The 3113-nt window shown below is 49.6% G+C and carries 4 protein-coding genes; 2 read left to right on the top strand and 2 right to left on the bottom strand.

The window, feature by feature from the left end; genetic code table 11:
• Positions 1-82: 82 nt before the first annotated feature.
• Positions 83-1087 carry a hypothetical protein gene (locus VE954_RS42150; RefSeq protein ID WP_324964590.1) on the top strand — a complete coding sequence of 335 codons (1005 nt, stop codon included), beginning with the start codon at positions 83-85 and terminating at the stop codon, positions 1085-1087.
• Between the two features lie 2 nt (positions 1088-1089).
• Positions 1090-1356, top strand: coding sequence for a hypothetical protein (locus VE954_RS42145; RefSeq protein WP_324964587.1), 267 nt, complete (start codon positions 1090-1092; stop codon positions 1354-1356).
• Between the two features lie 240 nt (positions 1357-1596).
• Here VE954_RS42145 and VE954_RS42140 read toward each other — a convergent pair whose 3' ends face one another.
• Complete coding sequence (locus VE954_RS42140; protein WP_324964585.1) at positions 1597-1911, bottom strand: hypothetical protein; 315 nt, start codon at positions 1909-1911, stop codon at positions 1597-1599.
• Positions 1912-2426: 515 nt separating this feature from the next.
• Positions 2427-2801: a response regulator gene (locus VE954_RS42135; protein ID WP_324964583.1), complete on the bottom strand. Its 375-nt coding sequence runs from the start codon at positions 2799-2801 to the stop codon at positions 2427-2429.
• Positions 2802-3113: the final 312 nt, after the last annotated feature.

The raw sequence follows: 3113 nt of genomic DNA, 5'->3' as shown, positions 1-3113 counted from the left end.
GACCAACCCTGGCAGGTTCCTCTCCAACAACTGGGAAAAGGGTCGCACGTGGATCAGCAACTCGCAGAATCAGCGGCTGGTCATGTCCATCGCAATCTCAGCGGCGGCCACGTGGATAGGGCCGGGAGCCGGTGCCCTTTGGTATCAGCAGATGGCCTATTCGGCCGCAGTTGGCTATACCAGCTCCTATGTAGCCTCAGGAGGCGACTCGAAGGCGGCACTGAATGGGGCGATCACAGGAGCGGCGTTCTCCCTGGTTGGATCGGCTTTTTATAAAGTCAATATGACGCCGGCTGTACGTATTGGAAAAGTGGCGGCTCATGGCATGGTCGGCGGCGTCTCGTCCATGGCGGCAGGTGGAAAATTCGAGTCCGGATTTTTATCCTCCGGACTGTCACAGGTTATTGGCCAGGGGCTGGATGCGTCCGGTTACGGCTTCAGCGAAAGACCCAAAGGCTGGGAGTATGCATCCAATGCGGCCATAGCCGCTGTCGTTGGTGGTACGGTTTCGGAGGCGACAGGTGGAAGCTTCGAACAGGGGGCATTGACGGCTGCCATAGGACGATTATTGAATGATGGGTTACACTCAGAGGAACCAGGCTTGGAAGATGGCACACCCATTATGGGCAAGGCTGTTGATTGGCTCGGGGATAAAATTGAAAAAAATCTGTTTGGAGAAGGCTCCTGCATTTCCCTTGGCGAAACCGGAACAAGTTTTTGCCCCACTTTTGTTGCCGGTACTGTGAGGAACGTTGGTGCGATTTTAGGAAGGGCGGAAAGTACAGCCCAGGCCGCTAGCCTAAGCAAGCATCTGTCATATGTTCAAAAGTATGGTTCCGCAGGAGTAGCAGAACTAGAAAGTGGCGTTATTCGGTATTATGGGGAACTACAGCTTGCAAACAAACCAGGACAAATGGCTGGACGGCGTTATGTACATGAATTTAATCCCTCGCAGGGAACCTCTCGTGGTTGGCACGAAACTCTTGATCACAGCGGAAAGGTGCGACAGGTCAGGCCGGAACTAAACAATGGCATCAAAAGGCACTATCTATTTGATGACAAAGGTAACTTTAGCGGAGGCTGGTAAAGATGAACATCACACTCTCAGAAGTGAAAAACATTTTTGAAAAACTGTTGAATGGAACCATACGACGCGAAGAAGCGGACAGATGGGCCCATAATATAATTATGGAATCTGAGCGGGGGCACCTCACCTTTTCGCCCACTGCAGATCAGGAAAAGATCTGGGCTGGAATCATGTATCTCTATGGGGTTGATACCAGAGATAGTCCTGAAGAATATCTTCATACAACTGAGGATATTCGAGCTGCTATGCTAGAAAAACTTGGACTTTAGGCTGTTTGTTAGTCGACCTATCCCTTTGGGCAATGGTGTTTGCAGCGCACGTGGATCAGCAACGGAGCGGGCGATCTTCTGACCAACCCCGGGTAGCAGCCGCCCAGCTGCGAAAAATTAGTGTAAGATATTGCACGCAGAGTTATTGCCTGGATGCTTTGAAGGGCCTGTGTTTTGATAAAACGACATGAAGAAAGACGCAGAGATTGCACGCTGAGATTATGCTTTAACATCCTGCCATCATTCGATATCCTTCACTGATAACAGCCTGTTTTTAAAATCAGCGACCAAAGCTCGGGAAAAATAACTTATCGTACAATCTCTGCGTGCAATGGACATTGTACGCAGAGTTTCACCGGGATCGCTTGTATTGCACGCAGGGACGACCAGCCCTAACGCGGGGGATGACTCTGCGTACAACGCGGCAAGTCCAGGGGGATGGCTGGTGTCGATGTCTTCTGAACCTGAATTTTCCTTGGTTTCAAGCAAACGCGCAGACGGGTGATTCAGTGCAAGAAATTGCAGCGATGACAAATGGTTGGTTCCAGAACTCATCGTATAATCTCTGCGCCTTTGCCTGCTGGATTTCTGCATTAGTGCCAATTATCAAGGTGTTAAGCCTCTAACTCTGCGTACATTATCTTACGCTAATTTCTCGCAGCTGGGCGGCTGCTACCCGAAGTTGCTGCTTCCATTTTCGACTTGTTTGAATCCATTCAGCAGTTTGTTTCACGACCTCGCTTTGAATTTTTGCCACGAGGCTCAGAATAAGCGTCTCTGTCATGCGCGACAAAACCGCTTTTCACGACTTTACCGAACATTTCTCTGCTTATGACAGGGACGTTTATTCTGGGCCAACTTCAGCATGAGGATATTTTCTGGTCAGAGCCATGACCTGGGCGTCTGTACTCTGCCCATCGGTCGACACCCTTGTTCATGGCAAACGACTTCAAGCTGGCTGATTCAATGCACGGATTTCCGGCAAAAAAACTGTTGATTCCAAAACTCTCCGTACAATATCTGCGCCTCGGTCAAACCGTTTTTCACAGTCGGATGGTGCCCTGCCAGGGCTAAAAAATGGGAATTTTTGTCAGCTTTGAAGACAATTTAAGCAAAATTTGGCCGTTGATCGGCTTCTGAATTTCGTGAACATTGGCATGTTTTCCGATAAAATCCACCGGGAGATCACGCCCTGAAGCTATGATAACGGGTGCAGCCCTGCTCAAGGTGTCTTCGGACCTTAAACGCTTTATGAACTCCATTCCATCCATATCGGGCATGTTGCAGTCGGTCACGATCAACGAAAACTGTGTGGACCTGCAGCTCTCCAGAGCCGCCTTGCCATCCGCTGCCACAGTGAGTTTTGCTTCGGGAGCCATAAAGCGAAAAAGGTCCACGTACCACTCAAGGATCTCGGGTTCGTCGTCGACAAAAAGAAAGTTCACCAAGCAACCCCTTTGGTTATACTGTGCAGCTTCCTGCAGAGCCCATCTTTTCTGAAACGCTTCAAAGGCGCGGAGTGAAGAGCATTATCATGGTGCATGCTCGATATCTGTCCACAATATCTGATTTACCTGATGGGAAAAACATCCAACTTTGTCACATCCAATGACCACGGCCGAAAAAGAGGGTGTTGGATCTCAGAAGTCCGACTTTTCCCAATTCTGCGTCAAACCCCTCCAAGGGTCTGATGCCGAAACGAGTAGTTTCCTGACAGATCGGTGCCAAATGCGTGAAATGATTGCCATGACGAACTG

It is taken from the genome of Oligoflexus sp. (assembly GCF_035638955.1).
GTDB lineage: Bacteria > Bdellovibrionota_B > Oligoflexia > Oligoflexales > Oligoflexaceae > Oligoflexus.
This window is presented reverse-complemented; position numbering and strand designations above follow the sequence as displayed.

What these genes read in the sequence shown, in the direction of transcription:
- VE954_RS42140 (WP_324964585.1), bottom strand. Translation starts at nt 1,911, where the DNA reads ATGAGTTCTGGAACCAACCATTTGTCATCGCTGCAATTTCTTGCACTG.
- VE954_RS42150 (WP_324964590.1), top strand. Translation starts at nt 83, where the DNA reads ATGTCCATCGCAATCTCAGCGGCGGCCACGTGGATAGGGCCGGGAGCC.
- VE954_RS42145 (WP_324964587.1), top strand. Translation starts at nt 1,090, where the DNA reads ATGAACATCACACTCTCAGAAGTGAAAAACATTTTTGAAAAACTGTTG.